At 67.0% G+C, this 16,289-nt stretch carries 16 protein-coding genes; 8 read left to right on the top strand and 8 right to left on the bottom strand.

The features are described from left to right. Nucleotides 1–4: 4 nt before the first annotated feature. Nucleotides 5–814 (bottom strand): SDR family oxidoreductase, encoded by an 810-nt coding sequence (locus SAZ01S_RS06645; RefSeq protein ID WP_245824662.1) that lies wholly within the window; start codon nucleotides 812–814, stop codon nucleotides 5–7. Nucleotides 815–897: 83 nt separating this feature from the next. On the opposite strand from SAZ01S_RS06645, the gene SAZ01S_RS06640 reads away from it, so the two are divergent. Continuing rightward, the gene (locus tag SAZ01S_RS06640) at nucleotides 898–1,764 is read left to right on the top strand and encodes a helix-turn-helix domain-containing protein (RefSeq protein WP_084581263.1); all 867 of its coding nucleotides are present in this window, start codon (nucleotides 898–900) and stop codon (nucleotides 1,762–1,764) included. A gap of 29 nt (nucleotides 1,765–1,793) precedes the next feature. Here the strand turns inward: SAZ01S_RS06640 and SAZ01S_RS06635 are convergent, their stop codons facing one another. Continuing rightward, nucleotides 1,794–2,576: an enoyl-CoA hydratase-related protein gene (locus tag SAZ01S_RS06635; protein ID WP_084581262.1), complete on the bottom strand. Its 783-nt coding sequence runs from the start codon at nucleotides 2,574–2,576 to the stop codon at nucleotides 1,794–1,796. A 188-nt stretch (nucleotides 2,577–2,764) separates the two neighbouring features. Here SAZ01S_RS06635 and SAZ01S_RS06630 point away from each other — a divergent pair, with 188 nt between their 5' ends. Next, the gene (locus tag SAZ01S_RS06630; RefSeq protein ID WP_084581261.1) at nucleotides 2,765–3,574 is read left to right on the top strand and encodes an IclR family transcriptional regulator; all 810 of its coding nucleotides are present in this window, start codon (nucleotides 2,765–2,767) and stop codon (nucleotides 3,572–3,574) included. Between the two features lie 13 nt (nucleotides 3,575–3,587). Here SAZ01S_RS06630 and SAZ01S_RS06625 read toward each other — a convergent pair whose 3' ends face one another. From SAZ01S_RS06625 to SAZ01S_RS06610, 4 genes are all read right to left on the bottom strand, one after another. Then, nucleotides 3,588–4,163 carry a nuclear transport factor 2 family protein gene (locus SAZ01S_RS06625; RefSeq protein WP_084581260.1) on the bottom strand — a complete coding sequence of 192 codons (576 nt, stop codon included), beginning with the start codon at nucleotides 4,161–4,163 and terminating at the stop codon, nucleotides 3,588–3,590. After that, nucleotides 4,160–5,302 carry an oxidoreductase gene (locus SAZ01S_RS06620; RefSeq protein WP_084581259.1) on the bottom strand — a complete coding sequence of 381 codons (1,143 nt, stop codon included), beginning with the start codon at nucleotides 5,300–5,302 and terminating at the stop codon, nucleotides 4,160–4,162. Before SAZ01S_RS06620 ends, SAZ01S_RS06625 begins: the two co-directional genes overlap by 4 nt. Nucleotides 5,303–5,436: 134 nt before the next feature. Continuing rightward, the gene (locus SAZ01S_RS06615; protein WP_218018033.1) at nucleotides 5,437–6,375 is read right to left on the bottom strand and encodes a DMT family transporter; all 939 of its coding nucleotides are present in this window, start codon (nucleotides 6,373–6,375) and stop codon (nucleotides 5,437–5,439) included. Further along, nucleotides 6,372–7,379 carry an acyl-CoA dehydrogenase family protein gene (locus tag SAZ01S_RS06610; RefSeq protein ID WP_084581257.1) on the bottom strand — a complete coding sequence of 336 codons (1,008 nt, stop codon included), beginning with the start codon at nucleotides 7,377–7,379 and terminating at the stop codon, nucleotides 6,372–6,374. Before SAZ01S_RS06610 ends, SAZ01S_RS06615 begins: the two co-directional genes overlap by 4 nt. 169 nt (nucleotides 7,380–7,548) lie before the next feature. Between SAZ01S_RS06610 and SAZ01S_RS06605 the strand changes: the two genes are divergently transcribed. The 6 genes from SAZ01S_RS06605 to SAZ01S_RS06580 all read left to right on the top strand — a co-directional run bounded on the left by SAZ01S_RS06605 (nucleotide 7,549) and on the right by SAZ01S_RS06580 (nucleotide 15,082). Beyond that, nucleotides 7,549–8,871 carry an aromatic ring-hydroxylating oxygenase subunit alpha gene (locus SAZ01S_RS06605; RefSeq protein WP_084581255.1) on the top strand — a complete coding sequence of 441 codons (1,323 nt, stop codon included), beginning with the start codon at nucleotides 7,549–7,551 and terminating at the stop codon, nucleotides 8,869–8,871. A gap of 5 nt (nucleotides 8,872–8,876) precedes the next feature. Next, complete coding sequence (locus SAZ01S_RS06600) at nucleotides 8,877–10,532, top strand: FAD-binding protein (protein ID WP_084581566.1); 1,656 nt, start codon at nucleotides 8,877–8,879, stop codon at nucleotides 10,530–10,532. A gap of 84 nt (nucleotides 10,533–10,616) precedes the next feature. After that, complete coding sequence (locus tag SAZ01S_RS06595; protein ID WP_084581253.1) at nucleotides 10,617–11,846, top strand: CaiB/BaiF CoA transferase family protein; 1,230 nt, start codon at nucleotides 10,617–10,619, stop codon at nucleotides 11,844–11,846. A 25-nt stretch (nucleotides 11,847–11,871) separates the two neighbouring features. Further along, complete coding sequence (locus SAZ01S_RS06590; protein WP_167693093.1) at nucleotides 11,872–13,035, top strand: acyl-CoA dehydrogenase family protein; 1,164 nt, start codon at nucleotides 11,872–11,874, stop codon at nucleotides 13,033–13,035. Between the two features lie 154 nt (nucleotides 13,036–13,189). Next, nucleotides 13,190–14,125 carry an SDR family oxidoreductase gene (locus SAZ01S_RS06585; protein ID WP_084581249.1) on the top strand — a complete coding sequence of 312 codons (936 nt, stop codon included), beginning with the start codon at nucleotides 13,190–13,192 and terminating at the stop codon, nucleotides 14,123–14,125. A gap of 51 nt (nucleotides 14,126–14,176) precedes the next feature. Then, nucleotides 14,177–15,082 (top strand): crotonase/enoyl-CoA hydratase family protein, encoded by a 906-nt coding sequence (locus tag SAZ01S_RS06580; RefSeq protein WP_084581247.1) that lies wholly within the window; start codon nucleotides 14,177–14,179, stop codon nucleotides 15,080–15,082. A 15-nt stretch (nucleotides 15,083–15,097) separates the two neighbouring features. Here SAZ01S_RS06580 and SAZ01S_RS06575 read toward each other — a convergent pair whose 3' ends face one another. After that, the gene (locus tag SAZ01S_RS06575; protein ID WP_084581245.1) at nucleotides 15,098–15,868 is read right to left on the bottom strand and encodes an enoyl-CoA hydratase/isomerase family protein; all 771 of its coding nucleotides are present in this window, start codon (nucleotides 15,866–15,868) and stop codon (nucleotides 15,098–15,100) included. A gap of 17 nt (nucleotides 15,869–15,885) precedes the next feature. Beyond that, nucleotides 15,886–16,206, bottom strand: coding sequence for a 2Fe-2S iron-sulfur cluster-binding protein (locus tag SAZ01S_RS06570; protein WP_084581564.1), 321 nt, complete (start codon nucleotides 16,204–16,206; stop codon nucleotides 15,886–15,888). Nucleotides 16,207–16,289: the final 83 nt, after the last annotated feature.

Below are 16,289 nucleotides of genomic sequence, written 5' to 3'. Positions count from 1 at the left end.
CCCATCAGGCCATTGTGAGACCACCGGAAATACTGATGGTTTGCCCCGTGATGAAGGCCGCGTCGTCGGATAACAGAAATGCGATCATTCCGGCATAATCGTCCGGGCGACCCAGGCGGCGCAGCGGAATCGCCTTGGCGAGACCTTCGGCCAGTCGATCGCCCCCCGGCATGTCCTTGGTGAAGTCGCTGAACAGCGGGGTGTCGGTCGGCCCCGGGCACAGAATGTTCAGGGTCACGCCGTTGCGTGCCAGCTCGCGCGCGAGCGTCTTGGTGAAGGCGATGATGCCGCCCTTGCACGCGGCATAGACCGATTCGCCGGAGGAGCCGACGCGGCCCGCATCGGACGAAATGTTGACGACCCGCCCGAAACCACGCTCGGCCATGCCGCGCACGACGACGTGATGCATCACCAGCGGACCATAGAGGTTGATGCGGATCACCTTGTCCCAGACGGCGGGATCGGTGTCCATGAACAGGCGCGCCGAGTCCCAGCCTGCGACATTGGCGAGGCCCTGAGTCGGCCCGAAGTGCGATTCGAATGCCGCCATGGCGGCTGCGACCTGCTCGCGATCGCTGATGTCGACGCGATAGGCGGCGGCACGATCCGCGCCGATGCTGTCGACGACTTCCTGCGCGCCTGCTTCGTTAAGGTCGAAAATGCCGACCTTCGCGCCCTCTTCCGCGAGACGGATGGCCGCGTCGCGACCGATGCCGCTCGCTCCGCCCGTCAGGATGATCGCCTTCCCTTCCAAACCGCGCATATGCCTTGCTCTCCAAATCGGACGTTGACACCGTCCCTCGGCGGTGTTCATATACATGAACGCTGTTCTGTAAACAGAATTGTGGCCGCGCAGCGGATCCACTGGAACCAGCGTTAGGAGACGGAGGAAACGACATGGACGTTGCCACCCCACGGGTCGCCACTCGCAAGCACCGCATGCCGGAGGTCGTGAAATCGGCCGTCCGCGTGCTCGAGATTCTGGAATATTTCGATCGTCGCCGCGGGGCGGCAACCGTCGGAGACGTGGCGAACGATCTCGGCTATCCGCAGTCGAGCACCTCGGCACTGATGCGCAGCCTGGTGGCCGTCGGCTATCTCAGCTACGATGCGCACGAGCGGGCATTCCTGCCGACCCACCGTCTGCCGCTGCTCGGCTGCTGGCTGGGTGAGCCCTTCTTCCAGGAGGGGCCGGTATTAACGGTCGCGCGCGAGATCGCGGACCGGACCAATTTCGCGGTCGGGATCGCACGGCGCAATGCCAACAAGCTGCAATGGATGACCGCGTGCACGACCACCGACATGTCGGTGGACGACGTGTTCGCCAGCGCGACGTCGCTGCTGCATTCCGCGGTGGGGCTGAGCCTGATGGCATCGCTCGACGACCGGCAGGTCCGTGCCTTGATCCACCGGCTGAATGCGGAAGTTGCCGATCTCGCCGATGTGGTGCCGCCCGCCGAACTGATCGCGCGGATCGCCGACATCCGTCGCGATCGCCACGTGTTCTCGGATGAGGGCGGGACTGCCATGCTGGCGATGACCACCCCGTCCAGCGACGGTGTCGAAAGCGTGTCGATCGCCATCGTCGACCGGTCCGGCCTGCTTGCCGAGCATCTGACCGAAACGATCAGCATCGCGCGTGACTGTATCGCGCGTCTGAACGGCGCTTATCCGCCGCCGGGCACGCTGGCGTTCCGCAATCAGGCCAACCGGCACCGCGCCGTGCTGCCGGTGCTCCACCAGTTGCAGGCCGTCGCCGGCTGAACGGCCCGCGACGGACTCGACCGGCATTCTCAACGCCCGCTGAAGTTCGGCGGGCGCCGCTCGGTCCATGCACTGCGTGCTTCGAGATGGTCCTCCGTCATTGCGCATCGGCTCTGATTGGCTGCTTCCAGATCGAGGGTCGCTGCCAGGTCGTTGCTCTCGGCAAAGTTCAGGTTTCGCTTCATCATGCTCCAAGCGATCAGCGGACCCGCCGCCAGCGTGGATGCGAAGGCCGCTGCTTCCTCCGCCAGGCGCTCGGGCTCGACCAGGCGTGTGACCAGTCCGAGCCGGTCGGCCTCCTCGGCCTTCAGGCGGGGATTGAGGATCAGAAGTTCGCGCGCCTTGGCAGGCCCAACCAGCCGCGCCAGCGTCCAGCTGATTCCGAAATCGCCCGAGAAGCCCACGGCGGCGAAGGCGGTGCCGAACGTCGCCGAGGCTGCGACGATGCGGAAATCGGCCGCCAGCGCCATGCTCATGCCGGCGCCCATCGCAGCACCATTGACGGCTGCCACGATCAACTTCGGGCAACGATGCATCGCCAGCGCAACATGCTGCTTGTGCCGAAGATCCTCGATGCGCTTCTCCAGCGTCCGCTCGGCGCGGCCCGAAAGGTCCTTCACGTCGCCGCCGGCGCAAAATGCCTTGCCGGCGCCGGTCAGGACAATGACGCCGACGTCCGGGTCGCGTCCGAGACGATGGAAGGCCTCGATCAGTTGATCGATCAGCCCATCCGTCAGTGCGTTCATCGAGTCGGGCCGATTCAGCATCAGGGTCACGACCCGGCCGTCCCGCGTCTCGATCAGTTCCGACATATTCGCTCCCGCACCTTCTTGCCGTTTCCTGCGATGTGCCTAGGGGACGTGCACAAGGGCAAGAACCATCTGTCCGTCATCGCGTATGTGCTTTCCGACGTCTTCATATCCGCGATGGCGTGAGAAGCGCGGCTTGCGCATCGAATGTGACATCGTAGAGTTTGGCAACAGAAATCCCGGAGGAATAGGTGCCCCTGGCCGAGCTTCCAGTGCAGGACCATCGTCGGCCGATACAGGACCCACCCCGCAGCGTAGGCAGGGTGCTCAGCGTGCTGGAGACCGTGGCGGATCGCCGCGACGGCATATCGCTGTCGGAACTGGCGCTGCTGGTCGACACGCCCAAGAGCAGCCTGCTCAACATGCTGAAGGGGCTGGTCGCGTCGCAGCATCTGACCGTGCTCAACCAGCGCTATCGCCTAGGCGGGGCAGCCTATCGCATGGCGCACGCGATGCTCGCATCGCGGCCCAGCATGTCGCCGGTGCTGCACGAGGCGATCGAGGAATTGCTGGAGCGCACCGGCGAAACGGCGGTGCTGACCCGTCTCGATCCGGAATCGATGACCGTGACCTATATCGAAGGCGTCGATAGTCGCCAGACGGTGCGGTACAGCGTGTCGCTGGGGTCGAGCCGGCCGCTCTATTGCACCGCCGCGGGCCAGGCGATCCTCGCCTATGAGGAGCCCGCCACGCAGGAACGCTATATCGCGCAGACCGAGTTCCTGCAGCTTACCCCCAATACCCTCACCGATCCGGACCGGTTGCGAGCGAAGCTGGCACGCATCCGCAGCGACGGCTATGCCGTCAGCATCCAGGAGGGCATTTTCGGCGCGGTCGGCATCGCCGCCGCGCTGCCCGGCAACGATGATCTCGACCGGCGCCGCATTGCGCTGCTCGTGGCCGGCCCGACAGGCCGCCTCGACAAGCGGATCGAGGAGGTCTCCCGCGTTCTGACGGAGGTCGCGGAAAAGACTGCCGGGATGCTGCGTTTCGCGCGCTAGGAATCCCTTCGTCTCACCGCGTTTCGCTCTCCACCGGCATCGCCGTCAGCGTCGCGATCTCGGCGTCGGGAACCTGCGCCCAGAAGCGGCTCCAGCTCGGAAAGGCGGCCGGCAGGCGAGGAGCGTTGCGGTCGTGCCCGGGCCAGCCGCGGAACGGTGCGGTGGGGCGTTCGAGCAGGTCCGCCGCATACCAATGGCGTTCGCGGCGGCGGGTGAAGAACCACTCACCGTCGCGGCGCGCATACTCGTCGAAATAGCAGATCGCCATCACGTACCAGCCGCCGCGATCCTCATGCTCCGCGCGGCAATAGACGCGGCCTGCGGCGTGATCGGCATCGACAAAGTCGATGGCGTGGCCGCAGATCTGATGAATCGAGCGGTAGAAGGTGCGGACGCCCGGCTCGATCGTGGTACGTAGTGCCTCTCGGCCCTTGCCTGCCGCGCCGCAGTCGACATCGGCAATGAACAGCGCCAGCCATGCATCGATGTCGCGCGCGTCGATCGCCAGTGCGTAGCGGATCGGCAGTTGCTGGATGGCGAGCTGCGATTCGATCCGGTCGATGCGGGCGGCGAGGTCGGCACCGCTCACGCCAGGCGCTCCAGATTGGCGGGATCGAACGGCAGGAAGTCCCGTTGCTCGATCGCGCGGCGCAGCCATTCCGGATCGTTCAGCAGCGACCGTCCGACTGCCACCAGGTCGAATTCGTCCCGATCGAACCGCTCGACGAGGCTGGGCAGGTTGTTGTCCGACGGCTGGCCGCGATCGATATGCGCGGCGGGCTTGCCGCTTTTGCCCAGGCCGATGCCGCCGACGGTCATCGTTCGGGTGCCGGTCAACGCCTTCACCCAGCCGGCGAGGTTCAGCGGCGATCCCTCGAACAACGGCGTATCGAAGAAGCGCTGGCTGCAATCGAACAGGTCCACGCCGGCATCGGCCAGCGGGCCGAGCAGTTCGGCCAGTTCCGCTGGCGTATCGGCCAGGCGCGCCCGGTAATCCTGCATCTTGAACTGCGAGATCCGCAGCGCGATCGGCACCGATTCGCCTACCGCTGCACGGATCGCGCGGATCACCTCCGCGCCGAACCGGGCCCGCGCCGCCGGGGTGCCTCCCCAGTGATCGGCACGCCGGTTGGTATATTGCCACAGGAAGCTGTCGATCAGATAGCCATGGGCGCCGTGGACGGCGATACCGTCAAAGCCCACCGCCACCGCATTGCGCGCCGACGCCGCATAGGCGGCGATGGCGTCGGCGATCTCCTCCTCGCGCATCGGCGCGGTTTCGGGCAGCGATTGCAGGCGTCGCTCGGGATGGACGGAGATCACGCCGTCGGGCGGACCCCAGATGCCGGACGGGCGCAGGGCTGCCGTGTCCGTCGCATGCGCGCCGGCGAATTCGACGTTCCACATCGGCCCTTGATGCCAGAGCTGGGGCCAGATCGGGCAGCCGGCGGCATGGACCGAATCGACCACGTAGCGCCAGCCGGCGAGCGCGTCCTCTCCGTGCAGGCGCGGGATGCCCGGATTGTCGACCGCGCGGGGATGGTCGACGGAAACGCCCTCGGTGATGATCAGGCCCAGGCCGCCGTCGGCGCGGCGGCGGTAATAGTCGGCAACGTCGCGCGTCGGCACGCCTCCGGCGCAGAAGTAGCGCGACATGGGCGACATCACGACGCGGTTGGCGAGCGTCACGCCGCGAAGCTGCAAGGGGGTCAGCAAGGATTTCAGCATGATATCACCCTATGGGCGGGCGCTCCGCATGGCGAGGCGCGGCGCGTCGATCGGAACGCTCGGGCGCGAAGCATCGCATATCGGATGTCCGAAAGTATCTATGCCGCGGTCGACGGCCGCAGCGGGAGCGCGACTCAAGGCGTTTCCGTGAGAATCGCTTCGAGCGGCACGACGCGCCTGCGGGCCTGCAGCGTGATCGCCAGCGCCGCGCCGATGATGATCGCCGCCCCGACCAATGTGGCGCCGCCGGGGACCTCGCCGAAAAAGGCGAAGCCGAACAGCGACGCGAAGACGATCCGGGTATAATCGATCGGCGCCATGGCGGTGGCCTCGCCCATCGACATGCCCTTGATGTAGCAGGCCTGTGTCACCGTCGACAGCGCCCCCATCAGGCCGAGCAGCACCAGTTCCACGCCGTGCGGCGTCTTCCATTCCAGCGCGGCCGCGGGCGCGGTGAAGAGCACCCCCAGAATCGCCGACCAGGCGAGCAGGGTAAGCTGGCTGTGGTCGCGCGTCATCGACTTGACGCCGATCAGCGCCCAGGCCGCGAGCAGCGCCGCGCCGATCCCCGCTGCAGCGCCCCAGCCGAGGATGGAGTGCGCACTCCAGGGCTGCAGGACAACAACGACGCCGCCAAATCCGACGAGGGTACTGAGCATGCGGCCCGGCGCGACATGCTCGCGCAGGATGAGCATCGCCAGCGGCACCATGAACAGGATGCGCGTGAACGACAACGCGTTCGCCTGCGCCAGCCCAAGCTGCTGGTACGATGTATAGGCGAGGATCAGTGCGAGGCTGCTCGCTGCAGAGCGGCTGAGCATATAGGCTGGGCGCGCCGTGCGCAGCACGCGTCCGGGCGCCGCGAGGATGAAGGGGAGCAGCACCACCAGGCTCACGACCTGGCGACAAAAGGTCTGGACGGCGGGGGGATAGCTGTTCCCCAGGAACTTCACCAGCGACATGGCGAGCGTGAAGGTGATCGCCGCGGCCAGCATCCACATCGCGCCGCGCAGCGTATGGTCCCGCTGCGCAGCTGCCGGCCCGGATGCTGCTTGTGGCGCGGGGGCGCTCACGCGGCCAACAGCGTGCCGTAGCGCTTGCGGTGCCAGCCGGGGCTTCCCCCCTGGTTCACCAGCACCATGGCGCGGCGGAGATACAGGCCGATATCGCTTTCGTCGGCGAAGCCGATGCCGCCGTGGAGCTGGATGCCCTGCCGTGTCACCAGCATCGCCATGTCTCCGGCGCGGGCCTTCGCTCGGGAGACTGCCTGCCGTATCGCATCGCGTTCGCGTCCCGAGTCGAAAGCACGGGCGGCGGCATCCACTGCGGCGCGTGCCAGTTCGATCTGCACGAGCAGATCCGCACAGCGATGCTGCAATGCCTGGAAGCTGCCGATCGCGCGGCCGAATTGCTGGCGCGTTCGCAGATGGTCGAGCGTGATGTCGAACGCGCGCTGGCCGATGCCCAGCAATTCGGCTGCGATGCCCAGACGCAGACGTTCGGCGGTCAATCCGTCGCCCGTCGCCGGGCGCGCCGGCGAGTCGGACATGGCAATGGTGGCGATACTGCGCCCGTCCTGTGCGCCGACGCTGGTCAGTGTGACGTCGCCGGCCTCGACGACCCAGAAGCCGGTATCCGCCAAAATCAGGAACCCGTCGGCGTGGCGCGCCGACAGGACGCCCGTGCAGCGACCGGACAGCCTTCCGCCACGCACCGCGATGTTCCCGCCCAGCGCCGGCAGGTAGAGGCTGTGGCCGGCCAGCACCGCGTCGCGCGCCGCGTCCGGCAGCGCGGCGACGGCGGGAACCGCGGCGACGAAGGGCTCGGGAACCAGGCCGCGCCCCATGATCTCGGCGAGCGCGCAATATTCGCCCATGCCGAGCCCGGCGCCGCCGGCGTCTTCGGGCACCAGCAACGGGATCCAGCCGAGCGCGAGCATTTCCTGCCAGGTCGCCGCATCGAAATCGCGATCACCGAAGCGGAGGCCGCGTATGCGCGACACGTCACCATCGGCGGAAACCACCGCCGAGGCGCTGTCGCGAATCATCTCGATACGGTCGGTACGTTCCTGGTCCATCGCTACTACTCTCCCGCGCTCGCTTCCCTGTTATCGGCATCGCGTGCCGGCGCCACCGGCGCGCGCGCTCGATCACATATGTGCAGTGCGTGCGGGATCGGTTGCCCGGCTCCTGCGAGCGCCATAGCTTGTGACCAAAGGGACGCCCCAGGCGAAGGACCTATTGACCATGCTTACCGCCGTATCCGCCACCTCTCCCGTTCGCGACGATTTCGTGCCGGCGAGCGACTATATCTCGCCGGATTTCGCGCGCCTCGAGCGCGAGCGGCTCTGGACTCGCGCCTGGCAGATGGCCGGGCGCGAGGAGGAGCTCGAAGCGCCAGGCGACTTCATCACCTATGAGATCGCGCACGAGTCGATCACGATCGTGCGGACCGCCGCGGGAGAGCTGAAGGCGTTCTTCAATGTCTGCCCGCACCGGGGGCGCAAGCTGACCAGCGGCTGTGGCCGGATGGGACGGTTCCATTGCAAATATCATGGCTGGAAATGGGACCTGGACGGTCGTTCGGTCGATGTGATCGATCGGGCGGACTGGGACGGCACGCTCGACGATGCGGAGATCGCGCTGGAGCCGGTCCGCGTCGATACGTGGAACGGCTGGGTATTCGTGTGCCCCGACGCGGAGACGCCGCCGCTGCTCGAGTGGCTCGACCCCGCGCCCGAATATCTCGACATGTTCGAGATCGGCAAGATGCGCTATAAATGGCGGCGCCAGGCGGTGCTTCCGGCCAACTGGAAGGTGGCGCTGGAAGCCTTTTCGGAAGGCTATCACGTCCAGACGACGCATCGCCAGTTGCTCGCCTTCACCTCGGATTACACGATCAGCCGCAAGCACGGCCTGCACGGCATGTTCGGCTATGGCCCTGGCCGGCCGCTTGGCCTGCCGTCGCCGCGGCTGGGCGATCCGCCGGCGGATCTGGATGTCCGCGACGCCGTGGTCCGCGTGTTTGAGGAGCTGCTCGAGACGCTCGACACGACGATGACGGAGCACACGCTGCGTGCCGCCAAGCGCCTGCGCGCGGAAATGCCTGCGGACGCCGAGCCGATGGAGGTTGTCCGCGCCTTCATGCGTTTCAACCGCGAGGAGCATGAGGCGGGGGGCGCAGGCTGGCCCGCGGACCTGACCCCGGAGGCGATGGGCAAGGCCGGCACGTCGTGGCACATCTTCCCCAACATGGTCTTCCTCCATGGTCCCTGCCATCTGCTCGGCTATCGCGCACGGCCGAACGGGGATGATCCCGACAGCTGCATCTTCGATGTCTATGCGCTGGAGCGCTATCCGGAGGGCAAGGAGCCCCGCCCGACGCTTTCGGTCCGGCCCGATATCACCAGCATCGCCGACTGGGGCCTGATCCTCACCCAGGACTTCCAGAACATGGCCGATCTCCAGCAGGGCATGAAGAGCCGAGGATTCAAGGGATCGCGGACCAACCCGAAGCAGGAACTGGCGGTTTCCAACTTTCACCGCGCCCTGCACGAGTTCATGGCGTGAAGCAGATGTTCGACGAGGAGGTCGACTTCCTGATCGTGGGCTCCGGCGGCGGCTCGTTCGCCGCGGCGCTGGCGGTCAAGGATGCCGGGAAGACGCCGCTGATACTGGAGAAGACCGACAAGGTCGGCGGCTCGACCGCCATGTCGGGCGGCGTGCTGTGGATCCCGAACAATCCATTGCTGCGGCGTGAGGGGATTCAGGACAGCTTCGAGCGCGGACTGGAATATCTGGCGCAAACCGTCGGCGACGGCGGCAAGGGCGTAACCCCGGCCCGTACCGAGGCCTATCTGCGAACCGGCCCCGAGATGGTCGAGTATCTCGAAGAGAAGGGCGTTCGATTCCGCCGCTTCGACGGCTGGTCCGACTATTATGACGACCGTCCCGGCGGCGCGCCGCGCGGCAGATCGATCGGCATGACGCTGTTCGATACGCGCAAGCTCGGCGAATGGGAGGGGCGGCTGCGCAAGGGGCCGTTCCCGGTCCCCTTCAAGCGGCGCGAAATGCACCGTGTGTCGCTCGCGAAACGGACCTGGGAAGGGCGCCTTGCCGCGCTGGCGCTGGCGTTCCGCATGATGCGGATGCGGATCACCGGCAAGCATCTGGTCAGTGCCGGGACCGCGATTCAGGCGCAGATGCTTTATGCCGCGCTACAGAACGATGTCGACATCCGCACCGAAGCCGGCGTGCAGGAATTCATCCTGTCCGAGGACGGCGGCGTGATCGGTGTCGTCGCTGTGATCGATGGCCAGAGCCGGCGGATCCGTGCACGCGACGGCGTGTTGCTGAACATTGGCGGCTTTGCGCGCAACCAGGCGATGCGCGATCGCTACCACCGCACGCCGACCTCGACCAGCTGGACCAATGCCAATCCCGGCGACACCGGGGAAATGCTGGAACAGGCGATCGCGCTGGGCGCCGACACCGACAATCTCGACAAGGCCGTGTGGATTCCCGGATCCCTGCCGCCCGGTGCCAGCGTGCCGCTGATGCACCCCCAGGATCTGGCCAAGCCGTACATGATGCTGGTGGACGCCAAGGGGGAGCGTTTCTGCAACGAGGCCGGCAGCTACATGGAAACCGGCGAGCGCATGCACGATGTCGTCGAGCGCACCGGCAAGCCGGTCTGGGCCATTCTGGATAGCCGCCACCGCAACAATTACGTCTGGGGCAAGTTCCCGCCGCTGTTGACCCCGCCGAGCTGGTTCGAAAAGGGCTATATGGTCAAAGCGGACAGCCTGGAGGCCCTCGCCGGCAAGATCGGCGTCGATGCCGCTGGCTTGGTCCGCAGTGCGGAACGCATGACCCGCTTCGCCGAGCGCGGCGTGGACGAGGATTTCGCCAAGGGTGCGCGCCATTATGATCGGTTCGGCGGCGACGCCTCGGTGAAGCCCAATCCCTGCCTCGGCGCGATCGATCGTCCACCCTTTTACGCGGTGCAGATGTTTCCTGGCGACGTCGGGACCTATGGCGGTCTCGTGACCGACGAGGACGGCCGCGTGCTCAGGCCCGACGGCACCGCCATTCCGGGTCTCTATGCGACAGGCAATTGCACCGCCTCGGTGACGGGTGGGGTATATCCCGGCGCAGGCGCGTCGATCGCGGCGTCGTTCATCTTCGGCCTGCGTGCGGCACGGCGGGCGATGCGCTTGAATCTATACTAGAATTGCTGATGCTTCCGGCAAATGCCGGGGGCCGTGTGATCGGTCGATCCGCGATGGATGGGCCCAAGGTGACAAGGAACTTCGATGGCTCAACGCCCGCTTTCCGGCATCCGTGTGCTGGATCTCACCCGCGTGCTCGCCGGCCCCCTGACCGCACAGATGCTCGGCGACCTGGGGGCCGAGGTGACCAAGGTCGAGCGTCCCGGCAGCGGCGATGACTCCCGCATTTATGGCGGCCCCTATCTGACCGACGCGGACGGCGCGCAGACGCGGGAGAATGCCTTTTATCTCTCGGCCAATCGCAACAAGAAGTCGGTCACGATCAATATCGCCAAGCACGAGGGGCAGGAACTGATCCGCCGGCTGGCGGCCGATTCCGATGTCCTGCTCGAGAACTACAAGGTCGGCGACCTGAAACGCTACGGGCTAGACTATGAAAGCCTGAAGGCGATCAACCCGCGGCTGATCTATTGCTCGATCACCGGCTATGGCCAGGATGGTCCCTATGCCAAGCGACCGGGCTATGATGCGATCTTCCAGGGCATGGGGGGGCTGATGAGCGTCACCGGGCTGCCCGATGGGGAGGTGGGCGGCGGCCCGATGAAGATGGGGCCGTCGATCGCCGACGTGCTGGCGTCGATGAACGCGCTCTCCGCGGTGCTCGGCGCGCTATACTATCGCGACGGGCAGGGGGGCAGCGGCCAGTATATCGATATCGCGCTGCTCGATTCCGTTGTCGCCGCGATGTCGCATTATGCGCAGATCCACCTCGTCTCCGGCGAGATTCCGGTGCGGCGGGGGACGCAGGGCAATGGCGGCATGCCGGCGGCGATGTTCCCGACGGCGGATCGGCCGATCATGCTGACCGCCGGCAACGAGACGCAATATGTCCGCCTGTGCCACGCCGTCGAGCACCCCGAACTGATCGAGGACGAGCGGTTCCGCACCAATGCCGATCGGGTCCGCAACCGCAACGCGCTGACCGAGGTGTTCAACGCGATCTTCATGGCCCGGCCGCGCGCGGAATGGCTGCAGCGGCTCGACGCGGCCGGCGTGCCGAGCGGGCCGGTAAACGATCTCGGCGAGGTGTTCCAGGACGAACAGGTTCGCCATCGCGGCCTGCGGGTCGATGTCGACCATCCGCTCAGCCCGGCGCTGGGCCTCATCCGCAGCCCGATGCGCTTCTCCGAAACGCCGATTACCGACTATGCGCCGCCACCGATGTTCGGTCAGCACACCGACGAGGTGCTGGAAGCGAAGCTCGGCATCAACGCCGAGCGGCGCGAAGCCCTGCGGGCGGCTGGCGTCATCTGAAGGTGCGCGGCCGGTCAGCGCGCCGATGAGCTTCAACGGCTTTGCCTTGCCGGAGGATCTGGCGATGCTTGCGGATGCCGTCGAGCGCTTCGTTCGCGACGAGATCCGGCCCGTCGAAGCGGCATTGCCGACGGAAGCGCGGCAGATCCCGCACGACCAGCTCGTCGCGTTGCAGCGCCGCGCGCGCGAGGCGGGCTATTGGTGTTTCGACGCGCCGGAGCGCTTCGGCGGCGCGGGGCTGTCGTCGTTCGCCTTTGTCGTGGTGGCGGAACAGGCGAGCAAGCATAAATTCTGCTTTCCGCAGCCGGGCGGCGGCGTCTTCGGGCATCCGCCACCCATCGTGATGTATCAGGCCAATGCGGATCAGATCGCGCGTTGGGTCGTGCCTTCGATCGAGCAGGGCTGGTACGGCTTCACCGGCATCGCCGAGGCGACCGGCGGAAGCGATCCGGTCCGCGCCATTCGGACGAGAGCGGTGCGCGATGGCGAGAGCTGGGTGCTGACCGGCACCAAGATGTGGATCACCCATGCCCAATATGCCCGCTATGGCGTGGTCTATGCCCGCACGGAAGCGGGCATCAGCGCGTTCCTGGTAGAAGCGGGCATGCCGGGACTGGAGGTCGTGCGCGACCTTCCCGTGCTGCGCGACCACTGGCCGTGCGAGCTACGGCTGGAGCAGGTGCGCGTTCCCGGGGAGAATCTGATCGGGACCGATGGCGGCGGCCTTGCGCTCGCCGGCGCCTGGGTGTTGCGGGCGCGGCTGCTCTATGCCGCGCGTGCGATCGGCGTGGCCGAAGAGGCGCTGCGGCTCGGCACCGAATGGGCGCGTGTGCGTGAGGTGTTCGGCAAACCGCTCGCCGCCCAGCAGGCGACCCAGTTCGCGATCGCGGACAGCCGCGCCGCCATCAACGCGGCGCGCTGGCTTACCTGGGAAGCGGCCTGGAAGCACGATCAGGGGGAGGATGCCCGCACCGCCGCCAACATCGCCAAGCTGAAGGCCGTCGAGGCGGCCGGCGCGACGGTCGATCGCATGATCCAGATCATGGGCGCGATGGGGTTGTCGAAGGAACTGCCGCTCGAGGCGTGGCTGCGCGACCTGCGCGTCGCGCGCATCCTGGAAGGTTCGGACGAAATCCTGCGGACCTTCATCGGCAAGGCGGAGATCGGGCTGTTCCGAAAGGGCGTCTGACGGTCGCGGGCGATCGGGTGCTCCGCTGCCGGACGATCCGACCGCGGTCGTCCACATTCATGATGAGGGTGGGGCGGAAGCGGTGTCGCGGTTTTCTTCGCTCCTGTGCCGGGGCATCCCATGCGCGATCTCGTTTTCAAGCAGGAGCATTCCAATGTCCGGTCGTTTCGCAGGCAAGGTGGCCGTGGTCACAGGTGCAGGCCGCAATATCGGGCGCGCACAGGCACTGCTGTTCGCCCGGGAAGGCGCGCGTGTGGTCGTCAACGACCTGGGGGGCGGCCCGAACGGCGACGAATCGGGCGATGCCGGGATCGCGCAGCAGGTTGTCGACGAGATCGTTGCGGCCGGCGGCGAGGCGATGGCGGAAGGCTCGAGCGTCGCCAGCATGGACGGAGGCGCGGCTATCGTCGCCAAGGCGGTGGATACCTGGGGGCGGATCGACATTCTGGTGAACAATGCCGGCATCGTCCGCGCCGGCCGGATCGACCAGCTGACCGAGCAGGACTGGGACCTGGTGCTCGACGTCAGCCTGAAGGGCAGCTTCGCGACGATCCGGGCCGCGGCGCCCGTGTTCATCGCCCAGAAGGGCGGAGTGATCGTCAATACCGGCTCGACCTCCGGCTATGGCCATTACGGGATGAGCAACTATTCCGCCGCCAAGGAAGGGGTGGCGGGGCTGACGCGCACGGTGGCGCGCGACCTCGGCGAATTCGGCGTCCGCTGCAACATGATCCGGCCGATCTCGGCGCAGACGACGACCCGGACCGAAGGCGTGATGTGGACGATCGAGCGTTCGCGCGCGCTGGGGCAGACGTTCAACTGGAACCGCCCCCTCGCCCTGCGCCGCACCATGCCGATGCCCGAGAGCGTCGCCGCGCTCGCCGTGTGGCTGTGCAGCGATGCCGCGGCGCATGTATCCGGGCGCGACTTCTTCGTGCAGGGGGACGAGATCGGCGTCTTTCCGGAGCCGGAGCTGCATCGCGCGATCTTCGCCGCCGACGGCTTCACGCTCGACGCGTTGGATGCGCCCGGCGTCGCCGACTATCTGGTCGGCGATATCGTCAACCGCTTCCTGCCAGGGGCTCGCTGAGCGGCATCCGGCCGCTACATTGGTTTCGAATATCGATCACAGGAGAGAAGCATGACGTCGACGGCCAAGTGGCTCAAGAGCAGCGAAACGCTGCGCTTCGACGTGCGTGACCGCGTGGCATGGATCACGCTGAACCGCCCCGACAAGCGCAACACGCTGAATGCCCAGATGCTCGGCGAACTCCACCAGGCCCTGCTGGAGGCGGACGACCTCGCGGAGGTGAACGTGATCGTCCTCGGTGGCGAGGGCCGCGATTTCTGCGCCGGCTATGACCTGACCGGCAGCTATGGCGGCGGCAAGGATGCCGAGCCCGAATTCGATGCCGACCGCTATCGCGGCCGCTCGACGACGATCGACAATGACTGCTGGCACCTCGAGCGCCAGCAGGCGCTCACCGCGATCCTGCTCGACCTGCACAAGCCGGTCCTCTGCAAGGTGCAGGGCTATTGCCTTGCCGGCGGCACCGATCTCGCGCTCAGCTGCGACCTGGTGATGGCGGCCGACGACGCGAAGATCGGCTTTCCCGCCGCACGGGCCAACGGCACCCCGCCGACCAACATGTGGCTGTACCATCTCGGCCCGCAATGGACGAAGCGCATGCTCTTCACCGGCGACACGCTGCTGGGGCGCGACGCTGCCCGCATCGGCCTGGTGCTCGATTCCTGGCCGGCCGACGAACTCGACGCGGCGGTGGCCGAAATGGCGCGCCGTATCTCCAACGTCGACGCCGAGATCCTTTCGACGCACAAGCGCGCCGTCAATCTCCAGATGGAGCTGATGGGTGCCAAGACGGCGATGCGGCTGACGGCGGAACTCGATGCCCGCGCCCATCTCGCGCAGGGGCCGCGGCGGGTGCAGTTTCGCAAGGATGTCGGCGAAGTCGGGCTGAAGCAGGCGCTGAAGAATCGCGACGAGCCGTTCGGCGACAGCATCGTGACCCTCAACGCCCGGGGGTGAGGGGCGGGGCCCGGCCTAGGAAGCCCCGCGGGCCTCGCGACCGCCGAGGATCGCCATCCCCTCCAGCATCAGCCCATAGCCCAGGCTCCGCCCCATCTCGGCGCGGAGTCGCTCGGTCAGCGCGATGCGCGTGTAGCGCATCGCCTGCGGGGGCAGCGCCGCGAGCCGGCGGGCATGCTCCCACGCCCGCGGCAGCAGCGCATCCGGCGACAGGACCTCGCCGACGATGCCGAGGCGCAGCGCTTCCTGCGCATCGATCTCCTCGCCGGTGAGCAGGAAGTAGCGGCCGCGATTGGGGCCCAGCAGCATCGGCCAGACGCTGTGGACGCCATCGCCGGGCACGACGCCGGCGATCGCATGGGCCTTGTCCGCGAAGCGGGCGGTCTGGGAGGCGAGGACGATATCCGAGAGGACCGCCAGCTCGGCATGGATCAGCGCCGGGCCGTTGACGGCGGCGATCACCGGGACCTCGATCGCCAGCAGATTGTGCAGCATCCGACGCCCTTCGTTGAACAGCGCGTCCCATACCGCCGGCCCCATTTTGGGCATTGCCTCGCCCTGATCGTCATAGCCCTGGCAGAAGCTGTCGCCGGTCCCGGTGAGGATGATCGCTCGCACCTCGCGATCCTGTGCGATGTCGTGGAAGGCGGGGCCCAGCTGGCGGTGCAGGCCGCCCCATGCCGCCCATCGGGCAGGTCCGCCGCGGGTGTGCAGACGCACTTCCAGCACCCCGTCCTCGCGGCGGAAGGCGATGTTGTCATAGCGTTCGAGATAGCCCGTGGTCATACCATGTCTCCGCTGGATCAGGGGTGGGCGGGCGGCACGGCCACCCGCAGCCCATCGAGTGCGCGCGTCAGGTGGATCTGGCAGGACAGCCGCGACGTGGGCGCGACCTGGCGCGCGAAATCGAGCAGTTCGCGTTCCTCGTCGCCGGGCGGGCCGACGCGCGCGAACCAGTCGGGATCGACGATGACATGGCAGGTCGCGCAGCTGCACGCCCCCCCGCATTCCGCCTCGATCCCGGCGATGCCGACCCGCTTGGCCGTCTCCATGACGGTAAGCCCCTCGCGTCCGTCGATGGTGCGGACGGTACCGTCGGGCTCGACGAATGCTATGCTCACCATGCCGTCACGCTGCTCCACTTCCTCCGCTGCTTGCAACCGAGATGGTTCGCCAATGCAAGCCGTGCGTGGCCTGCCGCATGCTC

Source organism: Sphingomonas azotifigens NBRC 15497 (assembly GCF_002091475.1).
GTDB lineage: Bacteria > Pseudomonadota > Alphaproteobacteria > Sphingomonadales > Sphingomonadaceae > Sphingomonas > Sphingomonas azotifigens.
This window is presented reverse-complemented; position numbering and strand designations above follow the sequence as displayed.